Here is an 18,010-nt window from a genome sequence, read left to right on the forward strand (position 1 = left end):
AGGGAAGAGACGCTGCGCTGCGTCCGGGCACGAAAGCTGTCGCGAAACGAGGGAAGATCGGCATTGCGCGCTGTCCCAGTCGCCTCGCATATTCGCTTTTACAACCCGTGCGAAAGGTCCGATCATGCCCGCCCCCCTCCCCGCTCTCATCGTCGTCGACGTCCAGCGCGCGTTCGACGAATGGGAGGCGGCTGGACAGCGGCGCAACAATCCGGATGCGGTGGCGCGGATCGCGGGTCTGCTGAAGACGTTCAGGGCGCGCGGCGCGCCGATCTTTCATATCCGCCACGAGGGTACGAAGCCGAGTTCATCGTTCCTGCCATCGCGTTCCGGCTACGCCGTCAAGGACGAGGCGCGCGAGCAGCCGGGCGAGACGATCATCGTCAAGCGCGTCAACAGCGCCTTCATCGGCACCGACCTGGAACAGCGCCTGCGCGCGGCCGGCATCGGCAACCTCGTGATCTGCGGTGCCACCACCAATCATTGCGTGGAGACGACGACGCGGATGGCCGGCAATCTCGGCTTCGACGCGCAGCTCGTGCGCGATGCGACATGGACGTTCGACCGCATCGGGCCCGACGGCGACAAGCATTCCGCCGAGGAGATCCATGCGATGACGCTGTCGAACCTCAACGGCGAGTTCGCGCGCATCGTCACCAGCGACGACGTGGTCGCCTCGTTCGCGGCCAAGTGATGGCAACAATGCGATCAATGCCGATGATGCGACAATAAATCTCACGAGCCCACTCATGCGCGCGAAGCGAATCGGACGTCGCAATACTGCGTCGTTTCGACGCCCGCACTGGCCGGAACGCGGGAAGCGCCCATCTGTTGTCACACGACATTCAACTGGAGTGATGACACCATGAAGTATCTCATTGTCGCGATGGCGGTCGGTGCTGCGGCGCTTGCCGGCGGATCGGCGGCGAACGCGGCCAATAATTCAAGCGCGAAGCAGAACGCGCAGGCCGGCCAATCGACCGACATCAGCGCGCAGCACCGGCACCACGGCCATCGCCACCATCATCACTGGCGTCATCATCACCACCATCATGGCTACTATCGTCCGCACCACCGGAGCTACGGCTACTACCCGCGGCATCACGGCTATTACGGCGGCGGGCCGTACGGGTATTACGGCGGCGGCGGTCCCTCGGTGACGTTCGGCTTCGGCGGCAGCCGCTGGTAAAAGGAAAGGCCCGCGATGCGGGCCTTTTTCTTACCCCCGCAAAATCATCCCTGCCGTCTCCTGGCCGCTCGCCAGCGCCGCCTCTACCGTGCCCATGTCACGGCCGCGATAGAGAGCTTCGCCGGAAAACAGCACCAGGCCATCGGCACGCGCGAGGATCGCTTGTGCCGCGCGCGTCCGCGGCGTCGCCCAGGAATAGGCACCGCGGGCAAAGGGATCGTGTGCCCAGTTGGTCGCCGCCGCCGCGACGAGCTCGCGCGCGATGTCCTCGCGCGACAGCTTGAAAATGGCGGCGAGCGAATCGAGCCCGGCATCGATCAGTCCCCGCGGATCGAGGTTGTCCAGCTCCGCCGTGCGCGGGCCGCCGAACCAGCCGGTGAGCACGGCCTGCCCGCCCGGGTATTGCGTCCACCACACCGGGATGGTCCGGTCGGACAACAGGAAGGTCATGGCTGCGAGATCCTGGTGCCGCTCGCGCCACCACGGCCGCGCAAACCGCAGCAGGATCTTGATGACGTTGCCGAAGCCGATGTCGCCCGCAGCAGCAAGCCTCGCGCGCGCGCTCGCCGGCAGGGCCATCTCGCGCAACAGCGGCAGCGGCACGGTGAGGATCACGCGATCACAGACGTGGACATCGCCGCCGGCGCAGCGAACGGCCGCCGTGTCGCCGCCCTCCTCGATCGCCGACACCACGCAGCCGAGATGGATGGTCACGCCGAACCTGCGGCAATCGGCGGCCAGAAAGTCGATCAGCGCGCCATAGCCGCCATCGATGCGCGCCTGCGGCGCGTGCCCGCCATCCATCCATTCCTCACGCAGCGCCAGCGTCGAGGCGCGCTCGGGGTCGGCCGCGTCATAGCCCTCGACCATCCGCTCGATCGATTGGCGCATCGGCGCATAGTCATCCCCGGCGAAATGCCGGCGCAGGAACTCGGCGACGGAGAGATCGTCCTTCAAGTCCCTCAGCACGGCCTGAAGCTCCGCCTCGTGCGGATCGTCGCGCTCCTCGCGCGAGAGCGTCATTCCGTCAAAGCTCCACTGCTCGCCCGCGATCTCGTGAAGGGACAGCCCGGCCTCGCGCAGCAGCTCGCGCGTGACCGGCGCCTCGCCATGGACGAATTCGGCGCCGCCCGCGGCGGGGTAGCCGAACTCCTCAACCGGCAGCGGAAGGATGCGGCCGCCGCAGCGCTCGCGCGCCTCCAGCACCGTCACCTTGCGGCCGGACCGCGCCAGCTCGCGCGCCGCCATCAGGCCGGCCGCGCCGGCGCCGACGATGACGATATGTTCCGTTGTCTCGGGCATGGCCGCGCGTTACCGGCTCGCGGCTTGCGGATCGTTCTTGATCAGATAGCGCAGCAGCAGGACATCGCCGCCGAGCTGGCGCGTACTCTCCAGCGTCATCGCGGTGATCGGCGCGCGCTTGTCGCTGTCCGCCTCCGTTGAAGAGAACACGAAGGGCGCGCCCTCTGCGCCATCGATCGCGGGGCTGAGAATCAGGTTGAACTCGTCGATCAGACCGGCGCGCAGGAACGCGCCATTGGCGACGCCGCCGCCCTCCACCAGCAGCCGCTTCACCCCTAACTCGCGGCTGAGAATGTCCAGCACCAGCGCCAGATCGAGCTCGGACTTGCCCGCGAAGATGTAGGACACGCTCTCGCCCCGGAGCCCTGCGAGATGCGAATCCGGCACGCTCTCGGTCAGCACGACGACGATCGGATCGCCGCCGATGTCCGAGCGGCCCCAGCCGATTTTGCCCTGCGCATCGAGCACGATTCCATAGGTCTTGGCGTCCCGCCGCGCGAACCAGTTTTCACGCGGCAGCTTCGCGTCGTTCGTCGCAGGATAAGGCTGGCCCCTGGCGAACTCCGAGCCGGTGACGCGGCCGATCACCCAGGCATCGCCGCCGAGCTCGTCATGAATCTTCTCGAACCAGTCCGTGCCCGCCCCCTTCGGGCGCCAGCGGCTGGGATGCGTGCGGCCATCGAGGCTGGAGTGCATCAGACAGATGACATAGGGCTTCATGCAAAGTCTCCGAGCATCACTCAGGCCGAGGCTGCCGGCCCATCGCCCTTCTCATCGCTTCTGGCGCGATCGTTGACGATCACCGCGAGCGGATTGAGCTTTGGTGGCGCGACCAGCTGCAGCGTGTTGGTGTCGCGATGGTCGAACGGCGCGCCGCGCACGAACAACTCGGTCTGGATCAGATAGGTCCAGCTGCCGTCGTCGTTGAAGGTGATGTCGCAGCGATAGGAGTCGGTGCGAAACGCCTGTTCCAGAAAGTCGGTCGAGCAGATCCCGTAGGCGGTATCGCCACGCTTTGCGGTGACGGAGATCGTCCTGTCGTCGGGCCCGGCCTTGCCCGAAGCCAGCAGCACCTGCCCGCGCGGAATCGCCAGCGTCTGCATGATCAACCCGGTCGCGGGCTCCCACAGCCAATAGCCGACCTGGTCGTGGAAGGTGATGTCTTCCTCGGGCGTGTTGATGTGGATGTGATAGCGCAGCCCGTACAGCAGCTGCGGCCCGTTGGCCTGCGGATCGATCGGGTCCATGCGGATGCGCTCGATGAAGGTCCGCCGCTCCGGCCCCTCCGCCTTCGGATTGATGTCGATGCCCTTGTCCGCCTGCCAATGCCCTGCGAGACGGCGAAGCGGGCCGAGATTGGCAAGGCCGTCGGGCGAGACGTCCTCGGGCTCGGTGAAGATATCGGCGGGAATGGGGAGCATGGCGGCCTCGCGGGAAAGTTGCGGAGGCAGCAATAGCATGGCGGCGCGGGCGTGGCGCGTGCTCAGGCCTCACAATCGCGAATGGACACCGGCGTTGCGCGCGGGACGATTGTCGGTCTTTTCGACAAGACGACGAAGCCGAACCGGTTCGGTTCGGCTCCGCCGCCGGGACGTTTAGTGGCGATGATCGCGGACCTCGGGCTGCGTGCGGTGGTCCCTGACGATGGTCTGATTGCGATGGTCGCGCACGATGGGCGGGTCGCGATGATCGCGGACGATGGTCAGCGCGCTCGCGGGCGTCACCGCGCTTGCCAGGATGATCGCTGCGAAGGCCACAAGGATGGTATTGCGCATAAGTCTTGTCCTCTTCCCGGTGGATCATTGCGAGCCACCTGACGCCAAGCTAGATCGACCCGCTGGAACGATATGTGTCGGCGATCACGCCGCGACGATCGAGACGTCGGCAACCACGCGTCATCCGCAGCACGAAGCGCATGGCGGCTTGTCCGTCGAGCCCCCCTGCGAAGGACAGACGCGCGACGCGATCTTCGCGACGCTCGGCGTGTCCGTCAGCACCGTGAAGAGTCACCTCGCTGACGTTTCCGGTGTCACCGGAGGCGGCTCTCAAGCCGCTTCCGACACCGATTTCGCACGCTCCTCGAGCACGCCGATCGTCGAGACCAGATTGTCGCGCCGCGCTCGGAGGTTCAGTGCAAGCAGCGGATATGTCGGCTGAAGCACGTCGAACACGCCGGCTTTGGCTTCCTCCTCGAGAATGTCGGTATTCAACAGCCGGACGCGCCACCACAAATCGGCGATCAGCGCATCGAGCCGGAGTTCTCCGGCAGTACCAGAACGGGACATTTCTTGCATCGCTTGCCTCAACCTGAAACGGGCCTCCCTGCCGAGGCCCGGCTTTGGTCAAGACTGAGCAAATGGAGTGCCAGGATCGGCGGGTGCGATTTGGCTCGGGAATTGGCTCCGCGCGGTGCGGTCCTTCGGCTCTCAGCGGGAGCTGAACGTGCCAGGGGACCACCAGGTCTTGCCCCCTTCCAAGCTATTCCTAGGGAGGCTTCACCTGCTCAGCTTTCCTGCTCTTGGGCGGCGGGCGATGATGACAAACGCCGGAGGCATTCAGCTCACGCCGCCCGCCGTTTCCGTCGCGCCGGGGGAGCCTGCCACGAGAGGCCGGCGAGCGGCACGGGCTTGCTGAAGTGAAATCCCTGGCCGAGCGGGATGCCGAGTGACTGGAGCCGTTTAACCTGCTCGAAGGACTCGACCCCCTCGGCGACGATCGAGAGCTTCAACGTCTTCGCGAGTTGCACGATGGACTTCAGCACGGCGACGGTCTCGCAGCGATCGATCCTGTCGATGAACGATTTGTCGATCTTGACCTTGTCGAAAGGAAAGGCCGTCAAATAGGACAAAGACGAGTATCCGACACCGAAATCGTCAAGGGCAATGGAGACGCCGAGCGCCTTGAGGCGCTGCAGCGTCTTGAGGTTCTCCTCGGTGTCGGCGAGAAATACGCTCTCGGTGATCTCGAGTTCGAGCCGGGTTTGCGGAAGGCCGCTCTGCGCCAACGCAAACGTCACGGTGTCGACGAGATTGGTGCCGGCAAATTGCAGGGCAGAGAGATTGACGGCGACCTTAACGTCGGCCGGCATGCTCATCGCATCGCGACAGGCCCGGGCAAGCACCTGATTGCCGAGCTCGACGATCAAGCCCCCCGCCTCCGCAACCGCAATGAACTCAGCCGGAGGAATGTAGCCCCTGGTGCCGTGATGCCAGCGCGCCAGCGCTTCGACCGATTTTACCCGGCCGGTGCCGAGCTCGATCACGGGCTGATAAAACACCTCCATCTCCTCGCGCCAGATCGCTTCGCGCAGCTCGATCTCGAGCACGTTGCGCTGATCCGCTTCCGCCTTGAGCTCCGCTGAATAGAGGTGGAAGCAGCTTCGGCCGGCATTCTTCGACCTGTAGAGCGCAAGATCGGCGTTGCGGAGGATCTCATCGACCCGCGTGCCGTGCTCGGGCACGAGCGCAAGGCCAATGCTACAGCCGATCACGACGGGATGGCCATCGATGTGATAGGGCTCGGCAATGGCCTGGACCAGCCGCTCGGCCAGGCTTGCAGCGCCGTCGCGCATCGCGGCCACGATCACGGCAAACTCGTCGCCGCCAATTCGCGCCGCCGTATCGGCATCACGAATCTGCGCCTTGATCCGGTCGGCAACCTGCTTCAGCAACGCGTCGCCGCATTGATGGCCGAGCGCATCATTGACGGACTTGAACTTGTCGAGATCGAGCAGGAGGACGGCGAACGCAGGCTCCAGCCGGCGCGAGCTGGCTAGCGCCTCGTCGATGCGCTCCTTGAACAGGTTGCGGTTGGCAAGGCCGGTCAGGCTGTCGTAATGCGCCAGCCGCTCGATGCGGTCCGCCGACGCCTTGCGCTCGGTGATGTCCTCATGAGTAGCGACCCAGCCGCCACCCTCGCGCCGGCCGTAGGAGATGTAGACGACCCGTCCATCGGGAAACTGCACGGTGTTCGAGATCTGCTCCGACCGGGCGAGCCGGTTCTTCAAATCGACGAGATAGGCCTCGACGTCGAGAACGGCGGTCTGTTTTGCGAATATATCCCGGAAATGCATGCCGATCCGAATGTCTTCCGGCAGGAGGCCATAGAGTTCGAGCCATTGCGGGTTGAATGCGATCAGGCGGTCACGGCCATCGAACATGCTCAAGCCCTGGGGAAGGTTCCGGAGCGCATCCTCGAACTTGCTGGCAAAATCGCGCCGCTCGCGGTGAGCGCGATCCAGCGCCTGCTGCCGTCGCCAATGGAATGTCGTCGCGGCGAGGATAATGAACGTAAGCAGCAGCGCGCCGCCGAGATAGACCTTCTGCCTGAAGGCGGAGCGGGAATAAATCTCCTGCTCCGAAATGCCGACGGTGAAGATGAGCGGAAACGCGCGCGACCTGCGCGCCGTGATCAGCCGGTCGCTGCGGTTCGGCCGGTTCTCGTTCCAATATTGCACATAGAAGCCGTCACCGAGCTCGCCCTCGACGCGGCTGGGTGTGCGTTGTCCCAGCACGGAGCCCTGGTCCACGCCCCGGGCGGCGAGCACGACGTAATTCGCATTTCTGAGCACCAGCGTTCCTCCGACGCCGAGCTTTGCCGTGTCGTAGAACCTGCCGACCACGTCGACGCTGATCGAGCCGACGATCACCCCGGCCGGATTCCGCGCGAGGTCGAACAACTTTCTTGCCAGCTGGATCGTCCATTTGTTCGAGGCCCGTCCCAGCACCGGCTTGGCAACGTAGAGGCGATCGTCGGCTTGCGCCATGACATTGATGAAGTGTTCGCGATCGCCAAGATAAAGCGGCGGACCGGAATAGCCCGCGGTCGTGTCGATCATGTATCCGTCTGATCCGATCAGTGCGAACTGAACCACGTCGCCGGTCGCAATGCGGGCCGTGTCCGACCATGACTTCAAGCTGAAGCTGAGCGGATCCTGGGCGTAGAGCGCTCGCACCACCAGCAATGACTGATCGACGCGCTCGAAGATGCGTTCGGTGTTTTCCTCGAACAGTTCGGCGACGCTGTCGCCGTGCGACCGCGCCTGCTCGCCCGCATCCATCCGCTCCGACGCGGTGATTGCGAAATAGCCGATCCAGACCAGGGGCAGAAAGAACAATGCGATCTGCAGCGGACCATTCCGCAGGATCGTTCTTCCGGCTTTGCGGACTGCCCCTGCGGGAATCACGACGCGCACCCCCGCTTCGGCCGCCAGGGCAGAACTGCGCTCGCCCGCAGTATTGGCATCGCCGTGTCTCCGCCTCGACTGCACAGGGACACCCGCGGCCGAAAGCGGCGCGCGGGTGCTGCTCATAGCGCAAAGGTAGCTGAAACAGCCTTAAGTTTGTGTTTGGGCAAAGCTCAATTCTTCAGCTTAAAGCATCCGTATCATCACGGAGGTCGGCTGGCCTTGAGCAATCAGGTACACGGGCATGTCGAAAGCCGCACATTTTCAGCGGCCTTTGGACCTGCTTTTCAGATTGCCCGCGCAAGAACGATCGTGCCGGACAGGATGAGGACCCCGCCTGCCGCATAGCTCAATCTTCGGCCGAACGGCAGCAGCTTCTCGCCGGCGACATAGAGCGCGATGCCGATGATCCAGGCCAGGTTCATCACGCCGCCGACGAACAGCAATACCATCAGAAACCAGCAGCAGCCGACGCAGTAGCTGCCGTGGCGAAGTCCCATTCGCAATGCGCCGCGTGTGCCGGGCCGCCAATGTCGGCTGAGAAACAACAGCGGGCTCTCGCAGTACCGCAGGCACGCCTGTTTGAGAGGCGTGAACTGATAAAGCCCTGCTGCAATCAGAACGCCGCCGCCCAAAATCGCGCTGGTGCTTGCCATCGCCATCGACAGCAATCCGAAACGTTCGAACGCTCCTTGCACCAGGACCGCAGCGAGACTGAACCCCGCCCACGTCACGAGATAGCCGGCGAGAAAGATCCAGGTATCGATTGCGGCGCGGGAGGCGGTCTCCTGCTTGCGCTTGACGGTCGCATACAAGAGAACGGTGGGCACCGCGCTCGGCGCCATCATCGCGACCATCATCACCCACCACATCACGAACAGCAGCACGCCATAGAATGGCGTCCACGGCATCGGCGCCATGTCCGGCATGTCGGTCATCATCTCGGTGTCCATGCCGGCGCCCGCGGCGAGATAGGCCCAGGCGAGCGCCACCACTGCGGCAGTCCCGATCGCGACGATCAGCCGGTCGCGGTGGAGCAGGTGTTCCAGTATCGAGCGCCCCTGCATCGACTTGTCCATAGCGATGAGGAGCTGACACCGAGGTTTTATGTCGGTGTCAGCGCCGCATCATGCGGCAACCCCCTCGGGCGTCTGCACGACATTGGCGAGCGAGCTATGCGTACCCCGGGTCTCGAACGGGATCGCCCCGGTCGAACGGATGTTGGCGGATGCGACCTCGGCCGCCCGATGTTCGAACCCCTCGGGCATGACCACCTGGATGCGGTGCGGATCACCGGTGACCGGGTTCTTGATCGGCTCGACATCGGTCTCGAGCACGCCCCTGGCGACGAGTTTTGCGACGCGTCCTTCCTTGTCGAAGGAAAACTCGAACGGCGCAAACACCGGATCGTGGATCCTGGTAACGATCATGCTGACGATCTGGAAAAGCGTGCCTTCGGCCGAATGCTTGCCGGAAAAGATATCGAACAACGCCTGACGCTGCTCCGCCGTGGCGCGTTCGTCGATGATGGGCTGGATTGTCCCGTTGCCCTCATGAAGCGGCCCAGGGAAGTCGACCGTGATCGCAAAGCAGAGACCATCGAGCCTGGTCCCTTCGAAATGTCCCCTGGCGATCCGCATGGCGACCATTCCCTTGCAATAGCCTTGGGTCGGCCGTGCGTTGAAATCGCAGGGACAGCCAAACGCGCAGGTGCAGTTCTTCATCCATTCGCCTTCGAGACGCCAGTCCGATGCAGCCATGGCACATCTCCCAATGTGAGCGGGGACGCGGCAGCCATTGACGATTTGTTCAGCGTTCTTGTCGAGGCAACGCGAAAAGGCGCGAGCGGGATCGAGGTCCGATCAGAAGGCCGGCATCGCAGAAAAAGTATGGTGGCGAGCTGCCGTTTACCGTCCAACGATCATATCAGCGGCCGCCGGCCACGTATAGCGAACGAGGGTAGTGCCTCGGGAGCAGCCACATCTCGGGGATGTCCGACGTCAGGGGAATGGTGCCCAGGGGCGGAATCGAACCACCGACACTGCGATTTTCAGTCGCATGCTCTACCAACTGAGCTACCTGGGCGTGCTCCAAGAGAGGGGCCAAAGCCCATCGAGCGGGCGGTTTATAGTGGGCTAGGGGCGGCCTGTCCACCCGGCTTCGCCAAGAGGCTTCGCCGGGCGCGGCCCGGCTGGGCACAAGCTGCCGCGGTTGGCGCGCGGCGGCGCGCGCGACCTGCTAAATTATTGATATCACTTCTTATTCCATGTCATCTAAATCGTCGTCGCGGCCGGGGATGACGTAGGAGCCTTTCAGCCAGCGGTTCAGGTCGACGTCGCGACAGCGCGACGAGCAGAACGGACGGGTGGCCTCGGACTGCGGCTTGCCGCAGATCGGGCAGGTTTTGAGCGGGCTGGCAGGCTTTTTGATGGGGGCGTCCATGATGTCGGCGGCTTGCACGGAGTGAAGGGGTTCAAGAGCCTGTCGGCAAACGGGTTCCTCGTACCGGCGGCGCGTGCGCCCCGTCAGGCCATTCTACCGTGCATGGGGTTGTTTTCGCGATTTTGTTGAGCCGCGGCTTGCCGGCTCACACCGCGGTGGCGTTGAGCCAGCCGAAGCGGATCGGAAAGCCCTCGCCGCCGAGCAGCGTGGTGGTCTCGTAGAGCGGCAGGCCGACGACGTTGGTGTAGGACCCCACCATCTTCACCACGAAGGAGCCGGCGATGCCCTGCACGGCGTAGCCGCCGGCTTTGCCGCGCCATTCGCCGGACCCGATATAGGCCTGGATGTCATCTTCCGAGAGGCGCTTGAACCGGACGCGGGTCTCGACCAGCCGCTGGCGGAACGCCTCGCGCGGCGTCACCAGGGTGATCGCGGTGTAGACGCGGTGGTTGCGGCCCGACAGCAGCCGCAGGCACTGCGCCGCCTCGTCCACCAGATTCGCCTTGGGCAGGATGCGGCGGCCGACCGCGACCACGGTGTCGGCGGAGAGGATGAAGGCGCCACGCAGCTCGTCGTCGAGTTGCACCGATTTCAGCGCTGCGTCCGCCTTGGCCCTTGCGAGGCGATTGGCACAGGCGCGCGGCAGCTCGCCCCGCTTCGGCGTCTCGTCGACGTCGGCCGGCCGGAGCGCGTCCGGCTCGATGCCGGCCTGGTTGAGCAGCGACAGGCGCCGCGGCGAACCGGAGGCAAGTACGAATTTGGGGCGGCCAAGCATCAGGTGATTGGGGGGATGAGCAGGGGGTGAATTGCGCGCGGAACCTATCGGAAGGGGGCTGATTTCACAACCCGGGAACCCCAGCTTTGGTGATTCGAGGGGATGCCGAGATGCGTGTGCCCCCAGTCTGTGACGCCGGTGTTACGCCTTCTCCGCCTCTCTCCCCACGAGGGGCGAGGGGAAAGAGGCGTCCGCGGCACGAGATCAACCTGACGCCGCGCCCACCTTGGCAAAACGCCGGCGGATGCGCATCAACAGCTGGTCGCAGACGTCGCGATAGGCTGCCAGCTTCTGGTCGCGGCTGCCCTCGATGGTGGTCGGATCCTGCGTCGGCCAATATTCGACGTCGGCCGCCAGCGTCCGCGTCAGCTCCAGCGCCTTGTGGTGCGCCTCGGGCGAGAGCGTGATGATGAGGTCGAAATTCAGCCCCTCCCAATCCTCCAGCTCCTCGAAGGTCTGCGGCTTGTGGGCGGAGATGTCCTGGCCGAGCTCAGCCATCACGGACACCGCGAACGGATCGAGCTCGCCGCGCCTGGCGCCGGCCGATTTCACGTAGAGGCCCTGCGGAAACATGTGTTGCAACAGGCTCTCGGCCATCGGCGAGCGCACGCTGTTCATCGCGCAGGCGAACAGCACCGATTGCGGATCGCGTGCGCGTGAGGGCGCAGCCATCCGTGATCAGCCTTTCCAATGAAGGACGGTGATGAGCGTGAACAGCCGGCGCGAGGTCTCGAAGTCGACCCGCACCTTGCCCTTCAGCCGCTCCTGCAGCGTGCGCGATCCCTCGTCATGGATGCCGCGCCGGCCCATGTCGATGGCCTCGATCTTGTCGGGGGTCGCGGTGCGGATCGCCTGGTAGTAGCTGTCGCAGATCATGAAATAGTCCTTCACGATCCGCCGGAACGGCGTCAGCGACAACAGATGCGCGACGACGGGCGTGCCGTCCTCGCGGCGGATGTCGAACATCAGGCGGTTGCCGGTGATGCCGATATGCAGCGTGAACGGGCCCTTCCCGTCGGCGCCATCGGGCGCGAACAGGTTCTGCTCGATCAGATCGTAGATCGCGATCGCGCGCTCATGCTCGATATCAGGCCCGGAACGGCCAATCGATTCTTCGTCGAGCGTGACGCCGACGATGCGATTGGTCGAGTCGTCCTGTTCGGGCAGCTCTGTCATGACAGATTGAGGCGCAATCCAATCGAACGCGAATGGGCGTCCAGCCCCTCCGCTTGTCCGAGCGTCATCGCGGCAGGACCGAGCGCACGCAGCTGATCCGGGCCGCATTTCAGGATCGAGGTGCGCTTCATGAAGTCGTGCACCGACAGCCCTGAGGAGAATCGCGCCGAGCGCGCCGTAGGCAGCACATGATTGGAGCCGCCGACATAGTCGCCGATCGCCTCCGGCGTATGGGGCCCGAGGAACACCGCGCCGGCATTGCGGATCTTCGCAGCGAGCGCATCGGGATCAGCCGTCATGATCTCGAGATGCTCCGCGGCGATCGCGTCCGCGAGCGAAATGCTATCGCCTAAGTTCTTCACCATGATGATGGCGCCGAAATCGGCCCAGGACGCGCTGGCGATTGCGGCGCGCGGCAGCGTCTTCAACTGCGCCTCGACCGCCTTTTCGACGTCGGCGGCAAGGCGGGCCGAGTCGGTGATCAGGATCGACTGCGCGCTGGCATCGTGCTCGGCCTGCGCCAGGAGATCGGCGGCGATCCAGTCGGCATTGCCAGTGTCGTCGGCAATCACCAGCACCTCGGACGGGCCGGCGATCATGTCGATGCCGACCTTGCCGAACACCAGCCGCTTGGCGGCGGCGACATAGGCATTGCCGGGGCCGACGATCTTGGCGACCGGCGCGATCGTCGCGGTGCCGTGCGCCAGCGCCGCCACGGCCTGCGCGCCGCCGACGCGGTAGATCTCGGTGACGCCGCCGAGCGAGGCCGCCGCCAGCACCAGCGGATTGAGCTTGCCGTCCGGCGAGGGCACCACCATCACCAGGCGCGAGACGCCGGCGACCTTTGCAGGCACCGCGTTCATCAGCACCGAGGACGGATAGGCCGCAGTGCCGCCTGGCACGTAGAGGCCGGCGGATTCGATCGCAGTGTAGCGCCAGCCGAGCTCGACTCCGAGCGGGTCGGTGAAGCGCTCGTCCTGCGGCAACTGCCGGCGGTGATAGATCTCGATGCGGTCCCGCGCGAGCTTGAGCGCATCCAGCGTCGCGACATCGCAGGCCTTGTTCGCGGCCTCGATTTCGGCGGCCGAAATGCGCAAGGAGGCCGCATCCAGCGTCAACCGGTCGAACTTTGCGGTGGCCTCGAGCAGCGCGGCATCGCCCCGCTTGGCGACGTCGTCGACGATGGCGCGCGCGGCGGCTTCGACGTCGGCCGAGACCTCGCGTTTGGCGGCGAGGAAGGCCGCGAATCGCTGGTCAAAATCGGCGCTGCTGCGGTCGAGGCGAACGGGCATGTCTGGCTTGGCTTCTGGCTGGTCTTTGGGGCGGATTGGCGCACCAGGTCCCCTGCTCAATGGCGCGGCGAGGAAGCGGCGTCAACCCTCGCAAGCCGCCGTTCTGGCGCAGGCCTGAGCCGGTGCGGCTGGTATACAGGTGACCTCATCCCTCCCCTTCGATCTCCAACCCCGTTCCCAATGCGTCGGCCCCGAGGTCGGTCAGCTCACATTCCAGGCATTCGACGTCGAGCCGGATGGCTCCGCCCTCGGCGAACAAGAGCAGGGCGCTGCCGCCGGGCTCCTCGTCGCGCCCGTCCCGGGGATGAAATTCGATACCGACGAGGTCCAGGACCTTGTCGGGAGCCGCGAGCTCGATGTTGCGCGACTTGCAGGCGAGCACGCGGTCGAAGCGGAGCGCGGCGACCAGCCGGCGCGGCTCGGCCTCGCCCTCCAGCGTCTGCTCCCAGTCCAGCCGGCTCATCCCGACCACAAGCCGCTTCTCGCTTTGTCGCCAGATGATGTCGGAGGCCTGGACACGGGCGTCCTGGACATGGGTCGAGATCACGGCGAGATCGTCGGCGTCGAGTGCGATCAGTTTGAGCTGGGGCGACATCGCCGACGCTTCTCCTTCGGAATGGACAGGGCTCAACGCGCACAGGCCCAGAAATTTCCGCTCAAACTAACGGGCCGGCAGGCTAGAGGCTATTGATATCCTCCATCTCCAGCACCTTCCGCGGATACCCCTCCCGGGCGACGCGGATCATGGCGCGGCCGATCTGCTCGGTCGAAGTAACGAGCCGCGGCGAGAGCCGGCGCAGCACGGACCAAAGCGGCCCGGTTGCGGAATAGACCGCCTGCACCCAGACGGTCTTGGAACGGGCGCCGTGCAGCGGCTGGATCGCGCCGGGCCGGAACATGTAGGCGGCCCTGAACGGCAGCTTGAGCAGATCGTTCTCGGTCTTGCCCTTGATCCGCGCCCACATCCGCGAACCCTGCTCGGTGGAATCGGTGCTGGCGCCGGTGACGTAGGTGAAGACCATCTGCGGATTGAGGCGCGCCAGCGTCGTCGCAGCCGCGAGCGTGAGGTCATAGGTGAGGTGGCGGTAGCGCTGCTCGCTCATGCCGATGGAGGAGACGCCGAGGCAGAAAAAGCAGGCATCGAAGCCGGTGAGCTGGGCCTCGATCGTTGAATAGTCCAGAAAATTGTCGTGGATGATCTCGGTGAGCTTGGCGTTGCGCACCCCGGTCGGGCTGCGGCCGACCACGAGCACACGGGCGATGCCGGTGTCGACCAGGCATTCGCGCAAAACGCCCTGCCCGACCATGCCGGTGGCGCCGAAGATGATGACTTGCATCGGGATGTTCCTGGCGGGCTCGCGGCTCACGCCGCGGCCGCGATCTCGTCGAAGGATACACCGGTCAGCGTCGCCGAGACATCCCACAGCATGGCAGCGGTGGCGAAATCCTTCGCGTGTGGCATGATCTTCGCCGCCGCGGGCGCCCCCTTCATTTCGTAGAATCCGTTCGGGCCGTAATAGCTGCCTGGCTCGGCCGCGGGGGAAGTCGCGGCGAGCAGCGTTGGCAGTGCGCCCTCCGCCGCGGACTGGCTGAACAGCGGCTGGAGCAGCCGGCCGATCCGCGACTGGAACGTGTTGGCGCCCGGCCCGTTCGCAATGAGGTCGGTGCGCGCAAAGCCGGGATGCGCGGCAATGCTGCTCACACCCCAGCCGGCCGCGTCGCTGCGACGCTGCAATTCGAGCGAAAACATCAGCATCGCCAGCTTGGACTGGCAATAGGCGCGCCACGGACGATAGGAATGCTTGCCTTGCAGATCGTCGAAATTGATCGTGCCGGAGCGGTGCGCAAGGCTCGAGAGATTGACGACACGCGGCGCCTTCGCGCGGCGAAGCGGCGGCAACAGGTGGGCCGTCAGTGCGTAGTGGCCTAGATAATTGGTGCCGAATTGCATCTCGAAACCGTCCTCGGTCTGCTGGCGTTTCGGCAGCGCCATCACGCCGGCATTGTTGACGAGAAGATCGAGCTGCTCGTTGCCGGCGGCGAAGCGCCTGGCGAAATCGGCGACGGAGGACAGGCCGGCGAGATCGAGAGGCTCGTAGGCGATCAGCGCATTGGGAAACCGCTCGCAGATGCCTTCGATGGCCCGCAGGCCCTTTGCGTCATTGCGTCCGGTGAGTATGACAATGGCACCGGCGCCCGCCAGCGCCATCGCCGTCTCGTACCCGAGGCCACCCGTCGCCCCCGTCACGACGGCCGTCTTGCCGGCGAGAGAGGGGATGTCTGCCGTGGTCCAGTCGGTCATGCCATGTCTCCGTTCGGGGCTGGAATGAGGCCCGCGGCCAATCTAAATGTGCACTGAGTGCAACTTTGCAAGAGGTGAAACGATTTGAAGGCTTCGAAGGTTGCCCGGAAATTGCCCGCGGACGGAAAATCCCCTGTTGTCACCGGCTTGCGCCAGCGCAAGCAGCAGGAGACCCGCGCGCGGCTGACCCGGGCGGCGATGACGCTGTTCCTGGAGCGCGGCTTCGAGGCCACGACCATCGACGACATCGCGGCGGCGGCGGAGGTGTCGCGGCGCAGCTTCTTCCACTATTTCGCGTCCAAGGAGGACGTGGTGGCGGCCTGGCAGGAAAATGCCGCCAGCGCGCTGGTCGCCGAGGTCGTCGCGCGGCCCGCGGACGAATCCATGCTGACGGCGGCGGAGAATGCGATCGCGTCGGCGGTCAAGCGGCTCGATCCGGCGGAAGCCGCGGCCATGTCGCGGCTCAAGCGCGACAATCCCGCGCTGCAGGCGCGCGACCAGCTCAAATACGAGAAGCTCGAGCGCGCGCTGGCCGAGGGCCTCGCCCAGCGCGCACGAACCAAATCCGACCGGTTGCAGGCGCGGCTCGTCGCCATGATCGCCACCGGCGCGATGCGCGTCGGCGGCGAGAGCTGGATCGGCGAAGGCGCGCGTGAGAAGCCGGAGGCGTTCGTCAAGCGCACCTTCGATGCGATCAGGGCGATCTTGAAGTGAGGCGCCTCACTCCCTGAAGAACGCCAGCAGGTCCGCGTTGATGGTTTCGGCGTGCGTGGTCGGCATGCCGTGCGGGAAACCCTTGTAGGTTTTCAGGATGCCCTTCTTCAGAAGCTTGGCCGAGAGCGGCGCGGAATCGGCGTAGGGCACGATCTGGTCGTCGTCGCCGTGCATGACCAGAACCGGCACGTTGATCTTCTTCAGATCCTCGGTGAAGTCGGTCTGCGAGAACGCGACGATGCCGTCGTAATGGGCCTTGGCGCCGCCCATCATGCCCTGGCGCCACCAGTTCTGGATCACCGCTTCCGACGGCTTTGCGCCGGGACGGTTGTAGCCGTAGAACGGGCCGGCAGGGAGGTCGCGATAGAATTGCGTGCGGCTGGCCGCGAGCTGCTCCTGGAGATCGTCGAACACGCTCTTCGGCAGGCCGCCGGGATTGGCCGCGGTCTGCAGCATCAGCGGCGGCACCGCGGACAGGATCGCCGCCTTCGCCACCCGGCTCTCGCCGTGGCGCGCGATGTAGTGCACGACTTCGCCGCCGCCGGTGGAATGGCCGACATGGATGGCATTCTTGAGGTCGAGATGCGCGGTCACGGCCGCGAGGTCGTCGGCATAATGATCCATGTCGTGGCCGTCGGAAACCTGCGACGAGCGGCCATGGCCGCGGCGGTCATGGGCGATGACGCGATAGCCGTTGTTGACGAAGAAAATCATCTGCGCGTCCCAGTCGTCGGCCGACAACGGCCAACCATGGCTGAACACGATCGGCTGGCCACTGCCCCAATCCTTGTAGAAGATCTCGACGCCGTCCTTGGTGGTGATGGTGGGCATGGGGGGACTCCTTAAGTGGAACGTCATTCGCGGGGCACGCGAAGCGTGAACCCGGAATCTCGAGATTCCGGGTTCGATGCTTCGCATCGCCCCGGAATGACGAGGGGGAGACCGATCAGGCAAACGCCATCGGCTTGAAGCGGCGCCAGGCGCCGATGGTGAGCACGACGAAGAACACCAGCACGATGCCCTGCACCGCCGCGAACACGGGACCCGACGGCGGCGCCGGCGCCACGGCCGGCGCGAGCGCGGCAAGCGCCGGGACCTTGAGGAACGACTGGATCACCAGCACGAAGACGTTGAAATACAGCGAGATCATCGCGGTCACGACGTAGACCGGACGCCAGACGCCGGCGAGCTTCATACCGTACAGCGCGAAGCAGGCGATGGCGAGCAGCACCAGCGAGATGATGCCGATGATGTGCGAGGGCAGCAGCTTCTCGAACGGAAAAAGGAAGCCGGTGGCGCTGGTCAGGATCGTGAAAGCCAAGAAGATCGCGGTAAGGCCCGGCATCGACTTCGACCCGAGCAGGCCGAACATCACGACGAGGCCGGCGGCGATGGCGATCAGGCTGATGACGACATGGACCATCGTGAAGGCGGACAGGCTCAAGCCAAGGACCATGACATCTCTCCTACGCATCGAGGTCACGAGAGTAGTATTACGGTCCTCATGGGATTGCCACCTGCGTTGTCGTCACATGCATGTGCGAAGCCATGCGTCATCGTGCGAATCGACAAACGCATGGCTTATTTTTTTGCACCGCTGTCACAAACGACGGCAGATTTTCGACGAAAGTCG

Annotated in this window: 21 protein-coding genes and 1 tRNA gene; 3 read left to right on the forward strand and 19 right to left on the reverse strand. The window is 64.9% G+C overall.

The features are described 5' to 3' along the window. Window positions 1-124: 124 nt before the first annotated feature. Together CIT37_RS37630 and CIT37_RS37635 are read left to right on the forward strand one after the other, a co-directional pair. On the forward strand, window positions 125-694 hold the full coding sequence (locus CIT37_RS37630; RefSeq protein WP_038950697.1) for a cysteine hydrolase family protein: 570 nt from the start codon (window positions 125-127) through the stop codon (window positions 692-694). Window positions 695-865: 171 nt separating this feature from the next. Then, window positions 866-1,189: a hypothetical protein gene (locus CIT37_RS37635; RefSeq protein ID WP_161966277.1), complete on the forward strand. Its 324-nt coding sequence runs from the start codon at window positions 866-868 to the stop codon at window positions 1,187-1,189. 30 nt (window positions 1,190-1,219) lie between these two features. Here the strand turns inward: CIT37_RS37635 and CIT37_RS37640 are convergent, their stop codons facing one another. The 17 genes from CIT37_RS37640 to CIT37_RS37720 form a co-directional block, all read right to left on the reverse strand. Then, window positions 1,220-2,491 carry a flavin monoamine oxidase family protein gene (locus CIT37_RS37640; RefSeq protein WP_038950694.1) on the reverse strand — a complete coding sequence of 424 codons (1,272 nt, stop codon included), beginning with the start codon at window positions 2,489-2,491 and terminating at the stop codon, window positions 1,220-1,222. Window positions 2,492-2,500: 9 nt separating this feature from the next. After that, window positions 2,501-3,211: a RibD family protein gene (locus CIT37_RS37645; RefSeq protein WP_095426845.1), complete on the reverse strand. Its 711-nt coding sequence runs from the start codon at window positions 3,209-3,211 to the stop codon at window positions 2,501-2,503. Between the two features lie 20 nt (window positions 3,212-3,231). Further along, window positions 3,232-3,912 carry an FABP family protein gene (locus tag CIT37_RS37650; RefSeq protein WP_028140728.1) on the reverse strand — a complete coding sequence of 227 codons (681 nt, stop codon included), beginning with the start codon at window positions 3,910-3,912 and terminating at the stop codon, window positions 3,232-3,234. Window positions 3,913-4,086: 174 nt separating this feature from the next. Next, window positions 4,087-4,266, reverse strand: a complete 180-nt coding sequence (locus tag CIT37_RS37655) for a hypothetical protein (RefSeq protein WP_095426844.1) — start codon at window positions 4,264-4,266, stop codon at window positions 4,087-4,089. Between the two features lie 270 nt (window positions 4,267-4,536). After that, window positions 4,537-4,785: a hypothetical protein gene (locus CIT37_RS37660; RefSeq protein ID WP_028140731.1), complete on the reverse strand. Its 249-nt coding sequence runs from the start codon at window positions 4,783-4,785 to the stop codon at window positions 4,537-4,539. A gap of 266 nt (window positions 4,786-5,051) precedes the next feature. After that, complete coding sequence (locus CIT37_RS37665) at window positions 5,052-7,607, reverse strand: bifunctional diguanylate cyclase/phosphodiesterase (RefSeq protein WP_161966278.1); 2,556 nt, start codon at window positions 7,605-7,607, stop codon at window positions 5,052-5,054. Between the two features lie 356 nt (window positions 7,608-7,963). Beyond that, window positions 7,964-8,743 carry a DUF2182 domain-containing protein gene (locus tag CIT37_RS37670; protein ID WP_038972200.1) on the reverse strand — a complete coding sequence of 260 codons (780 nt, stop codon included), beginning with the start codon at window positions 8,741-8,743 and terminating at the stop codon, window positions 7,964-7,966. A 60-nt stretch (window positions 8,744-8,803) separates the two neighbouring features. Then, window positions 8,804-9,436, reverse strand: a complete 633-nt coding sequence (locus CIT37_RS37675) for a DUF1326 domain-containing protein (RefSeq protein ID WP_038972182.1) — start codon at window positions 9,434-9,436, stop codon at window positions 8,804-8,806. Window positions 9,437-9,685: 249 nt separating this feature from the next. Next, window positions 9,686-9,761, reverse strand: a tRNA-Phe gene (locus CIT37_RS37680). A 174-nt stretch (window positions 9,762-9,935) separates the two neighbouring features. Next, window positions 9,936-10,118, reverse strand: coding sequence for a DNA gyrase inhibitor YacG (yacG, locus tag CIT37_RS37685; RefSeq protein WP_095426891.1), 183 nt, complete (start codon window positions 10,116-10,118; stop codon window positions 9,936-9,938). A gap of 145 nt (window positions 10,119-10,263) precedes the next feature. Then, entirely contained in the window at window positions 10,264-10,893 is a 630-nt protein-coding gene (locus CIT37_RS37690) for a Maf-like protein (protein ID WP_007597557.1), read from the reverse strand. 204 nt (window positions 10,894-11,097) lie between these two features. Next, window positions 11,098-11,565: an arsenate-mycothiol transferase ArsC gene (locus CIT37_RS37695; RefSeq protein WP_028140735.1), complete on the reverse strand. Its 468-nt coding sequence runs from the start codon at window positions 11,563-11,565 to the stop codon at window positions 11,098-11,100. Between the two features lie 6 nt (window positions 11,566-11,571). Further along, the gene (locus tag CIT37_RS37700) at window positions 11,572-12,069 is read right to left on the reverse strand and encodes a UPF0262 family protein (protein ID WP_028140736.1); all 498 of its coding nucleotides are present in this window, start codon (window positions 12,067-12,069) and stop codon (window positions 11,572-11,574) included. Next, a complete protein-coding gene (gene hisD, locus CIT37_RS37705; RefSeq protein WP_095426842.1) occupies window positions 12,066-13,361 on the reverse strand; it encodes a histidinol dehydrogenase in 1,296 nt (431 codons plus the stop codon). The genes CIT37_RS37700 and hisD overlap by 4 nt, the downstream gene beginning before the upstream one ends. A gap of 145 nt (window positions 13,362-13,506) precedes the next feature. Continuing rightward, complete coding sequence (locus tag CIT37_RS37710) at window positions 13,507-13,956, reverse strand: DUF2948 family protein (protein ID WP_018321264.1); 450 nt, start codon at window positions 13,954-13,956, stop codon at window positions 13,507-13,509. 82 nt (window positions 13,957-14,038) lie between these two features. After that, window positions 14,039-14,698, reverse strand: a complete 660-nt coding sequence (locus CIT37_RS37715; protein WP_161966279.1) for a Rossmann-fold NAD(P)-binding domain-containing protein — start codon at window positions 14,696-14,698, stop codon at window positions 14,039-14,041. A gap of 26 nt (window positions 14,699-14,724) precedes the next feature. After that, the gene (locus tag CIT37_RS37720) at window positions 14,725-15,663 is read right to left on the reverse strand and encodes an SDR family oxidoreductase (RefSeq protein ID WP_095426840.1); all 939 of its coding nucleotides are present in this window, start codon (window positions 15,661-15,663) and stop codon (window positions 14,725-14,727) included. An 84-nt stretch (window positions 15,664-15,747) separates the two neighbouring features. Here CIT37_RS37720 and CIT37_RS37725 point away from each other — a divergent pair, with 84 nt between their 5' ends. Then, window positions 15,748-16,377, forward strand: a complete 630-nt coding sequence (locus tag CIT37_RS37725; RefSeq protein ID WP_038972205.1) for a TetR/AcrR family transcriptional regulator — start codon at window positions 15,748-15,750, stop codon at window positions 16,375-16,377. 6 nt (window positions 16,378-16,383) lie between these two features. Here the strand turns inward: CIT37_RS37725 and CIT37_RS37730 are convergent, their stop codons facing one another. Then, window positions 16,384-17,208 carry an alpha/beta fold hydrolase gene (locus CIT37_RS37730; RefSeq protein WP_038950684.1) on the reverse strand — a complete coding sequence of 275 codons (825 nt, stop codon included), beginning with the start codon at window positions 17,206-17,208 and terminating at the stop codon, window positions 16,384-16,386. A gap of 115 nt (window positions 17,209-17,323) precedes the next feature. Then, window positions 17,324-17,833 (reverse strand): hypothetical protein, encoded by a 510-nt coding sequence (locus CIT37_RS37735; protein ID WP_038950683.1) that lies wholly within the window; start codon window positions 17,831-17,833, stop codon window positions 17,324-17,326. Between the last annotated feature and the right edge of the window lie 177 nt (window positions 17,834-18,010).

The organism is Bradyrhizobium ottawaense, assembly GCF_002278135.3.
Taxonomy (GTDB): Bacteria; Pseudomonadota; Alphaproteobacteria; order Rhizobiales; family Xanthobacteraceae; genus Bradyrhizobium; species Bradyrhizobium ottawaense.